The 3,297-nt window shown below is 68.3% G+C and carries 3 protein-coding genes; 2 read left to right on the top strand and 1 reads right to left on the bottom strand.

Annotated elements, in window-relative coordinates:
• Positions 1–2,079, top strand: a 2,079-nt coding sequence (gene mfd, locus AB3X43_RS05870) for a transcription-repair coupling factor (RefSeq protein WP_369428933.1), incomplete at its 5' end; no start/stop codon positions are given.
• A gap of 66 nt (positions 2,080–2,145) precedes the next feature.
• The gene (serB, locus tag AB3X43_RS05865; RefSeq protein WP_369428932.1) at positions 2,146–2,868 is read left to right on the top strand and encodes a phosphoserine phosphatase SerB; all 723 of its coding nucleotides are present in this window, start codon (positions 2,146–2,148) and stop codon (positions 2,866–2,868) included.
• Here the strand turns inward: serB and AB3X43_RS05860 are convergent.
• Positions 2,855–3,297, bottom strand: a 443-nt coding sequence (locus tag AB3X43_RS05860; protein WP_369428931.1) for an HDOD domain-containing protein, incomplete at its 5' end; no start/stop codon positions are given. The genes serB and AB3X43_RS05860 overlap by 14 nt on opposite strands.

Genomic DNA, 3,297 nt, shown 5'->3' with positions numbered 1-3,297 from the left:
CGCCGACAGGAAGCCACCAGCGACGTCGAGGCGCTGATCAAGGACCTGTCCGAGCTGAAGGTCGGCGACCCGGTGGTGCACGCCAACCACGGCATCGGCCGCTACCAGGGCCTGATCGGCATCGACCTCGGCGACGGGCCGACCGAGTTCCTGCACCTCGAATACGCCGACAAGGCGACGCTGTACGTGCCGGTGTCGCAGCTCCACCTGATCAGCCGCTACACCGGCGTCAGCGCGGACGAGGCGCCGCTGCACAAGCTCGGCTCCGGCCAGTGGGAAAAGGCCAAGCGCAAGGCCGCCGAGCAGGTGCGCGACGCCGCAGCCGAACTGCTCAACCTCTACGCCCGCCGCGCCGCGCGCGAAGGCCACCCCTTCCGCTATTCGGCACAGGACTACGAGGCCTTCGCCGCCAGCTTCGGCTTCGAGGAAACCGCCGACCAGAACGCCGCCATCCACGCCGTCATCCAGGACATGATCAGCCCGCGGCCCATGGACCGGCTGGTCTGCGGCGACGTGGGTTTCGGCAAGACCGAGGTGGCGTTGCGGGCCGCGTTCGTCGCGGTCACGGGCGGCAAGCAGGTCGCGCTGCTCGCGCCGACCACGCTGCTGGCCGAGCAGCACCACCAGACGCTGGTCGACCGCTTCGCGCAGTGGCCGGTGAAGATCGCCGAGATGAGCCGCTTCCGCTCGCCCAAGGAGGTCAAGGCGGCCATGGAAGGGCTGGCCAACGGCACCGTGGACATCGTCGTCGGCACGCACAAGCTGCTCAGCCCGGACACGAAGTTCAAGAACCTCGGCCTGCTGATCATCGACGAGGAACACCGTTTCGGCGTGCGCCACAAGGAGCAGATGAAGGCGATGCGCGCCGAGGTCGATGTGCTCACGCTGACCGCCACGCCGATTCCACGCACGCTGGGCATGGCGCTCGAAGGCCTGCGCGACCTGTCGGTGATCGCCACGGCGCCACAGCGGCGGCTGGCGATCAAGACCTTCGTGCGCAACGAGAGCAAGGGCACGATCCGCGAAGCCGTGCTGCGCGAGTTCCAGCGCGGCGGGCAGGTCTACTTCCTGCACAACGAGGTCGACACGATCGAGAACCGGCGCCAGTCGCTGCAGGAGCTGATCCCCGAAGCCCGCATCGGCGTCGCCCATGGCCAGATGCCCGAGCGCGAGCTGGAGCGGGTGATGCGCGACTTCGTGGCCCAGCGCCACAACGTGCTGCTGTGCTCGACCATCATCGAGACCGGCATCGACGTGCCGACCGCCAACACCATCCTCATGGCGCGCGCCGACAAGTTCGGCCTGGCCCAGCTGCACCAGCTGCGCGGGCGCGTCGGCCGCAGCCACCACCAGGCCTATGCCTACCTGCTGGTGCCCGACATCGACAGCCTCACCAAGCAGGCCCAGCAGCGGCTGGACGCGATCCAGAGCATGGAGGAACTCGGCTCGGGTTTCTACCTCGCCATGCACGACCTGGAGATCCGCGGCGCAGGCGAGGTGCTGGGCGACAACCAGAGCGGCAACATGATGGAGGTCGGCTTCCAGCTCTACAACGAGATGCTGTCGGAAGCGGTGCGCGCCCTCAAGGCAGGCAAGGAGCCGGACCTGCTTTCGCCGACCGGCTTCTTCGGTGCGACCACCGACGTCAACCTGCACGCGCCGGCGCTGCTGCCCGACGCCTACTGCCCGGACGTGCAGGTGCGCCTGAACCTCTACAAGCGGCTCGCCACCACGGACAAGCCGGACAAGATCGACACGATGCTGGAAGAGTGTGTCGACCGCTTCGGCAAGCTGCCGGCACAAGGGCAGGCGCTGTTCGACCTGCACCGCCTGCGCGTGCAGGCCAAGCCCTACGGCGTGACCAAGATCGACGCGGGGCCGGCGGTCATCAACATCCATTTCCGCCCGAACCCGCCGATCGAGCCGATGCGCATCATCGAGCTGGTGCAGAAGAACCGGAACGTGAAGCTCGCCGGCAACGACAAGCTGCGCATCGAACGCGCTTACCCGGACGCGAAGGACCGGGCGCAGTACGTGCGTGATGTGCTGCGGGCACTGGGAACGCCGTTGGCCCAGTGAGCGAAGCCAGCGAGCGGGTAGGATCGCGGGCTTTCTCGAACCCCTCTTTTTTCTGTACCTGCTGCGATGTCTGCTTCTCCCCGTGAACTTGCCCCCGGCCTGGTGATCCAGGGTTTCGAGCCTCCGCTGCACCTGCGTGATTTCAAGCTCATCGCCTTCGACATGGACTCGACGCTGATCAACATCGAGTGCGTCGACGAGATCGCCGACGCCGCGGGACGCAAGGCCGAGGTCGCGGCCATCACCGCCGCCGCAATGCGCGGCGAGATCACCGACTACAAGGACAGCCTGCGCCGCCGGGTCGCCCTGCTGGCCGGGGTGCCGGCCAGCGCGCTGGAGGAGGTCTACACCCAGCGCCTGCAGCTCAACCCGGGCGCCGAGGCGCTGGTCGACACCTGCCGCGCCGCAGGCCTGAAGACGCTGCTGGTCTCGGGTGGTTTCACCTTCTTCGCGGACCGGGTGGCCGCCCGCCTGCAGCTCGACGAGGCCCGCAGCAACCGGCTGGAGATCGTCAACGGCCACCTGACGGGCCGCATGGTCGACCAGGACTGGGGCGACATCTGCGACGGCGAGGAAAAACGCCGCACGCTGCTGGCCACCTGCGCACGCATGGGCATCGCCCCGTCGCAGGCCATCGCCATGGGCGACGGGGCCAACGACCTGCCGATGATGGGCGTCGCAGGCCTGTCCGTGGCGCACCACGCCAAACCCGCCGTGCGCGCCCAGGCCATGGTCGCCATCGATGAAGGGGGCCTGGACCGGCTGCTCGACGTCTTCAGGGACCGCTGAGCACCATCTGGGTCCGGATCTCGTCGCTCCAGTCCTCGAAATCGGACTCGCTCATGCCCAGCGCAGCCAGGGCCTGGGCACCGCCGCGCTGCCACTCGCCATGGCGGTTGCGGCCACGGTGGAGCTGGATCATGCGCTCGGCCACCAGCGCCAGCGCGATCAGCAGGCTGGACGGCCGGCGGCGGTGTTCCGCGCCGAGCACCCGGTAGTCGTGGTGCAGGCAGACCGCTTCGACGATGTCCTCACCAACCCCCCAGGTCCGCGCCAGTGCGGCACCGACGACCGCATGGTCGGTGCCATGGCGGGCACGCTCGATCTCGGTGAAGGCACGGAAGCCCAGATTGGCTTCGGCCAGCGTGGCCCGGTAGCTCGGTGATTCGAAGCGCTGCAGCAGCACGGGAATCCCGACGTCGCAGAACAGACCGAAGG

It is taken from the genome of Sphaerotilus sp., from assembly GCF_041083715.1.
In the GTDB taxonomy this organism is placed as follows: Bacteria; Pseudomonadota; Gammaproteobacteria; order Burkholderiales; family Burkholderiaceae_C; genus Sphaerotilus.
The sequence above is the reverse complement of the archived record's forward strand: the minus strand, read 5'-3'. Positions and strand labels throughout refer to the sequence as shown.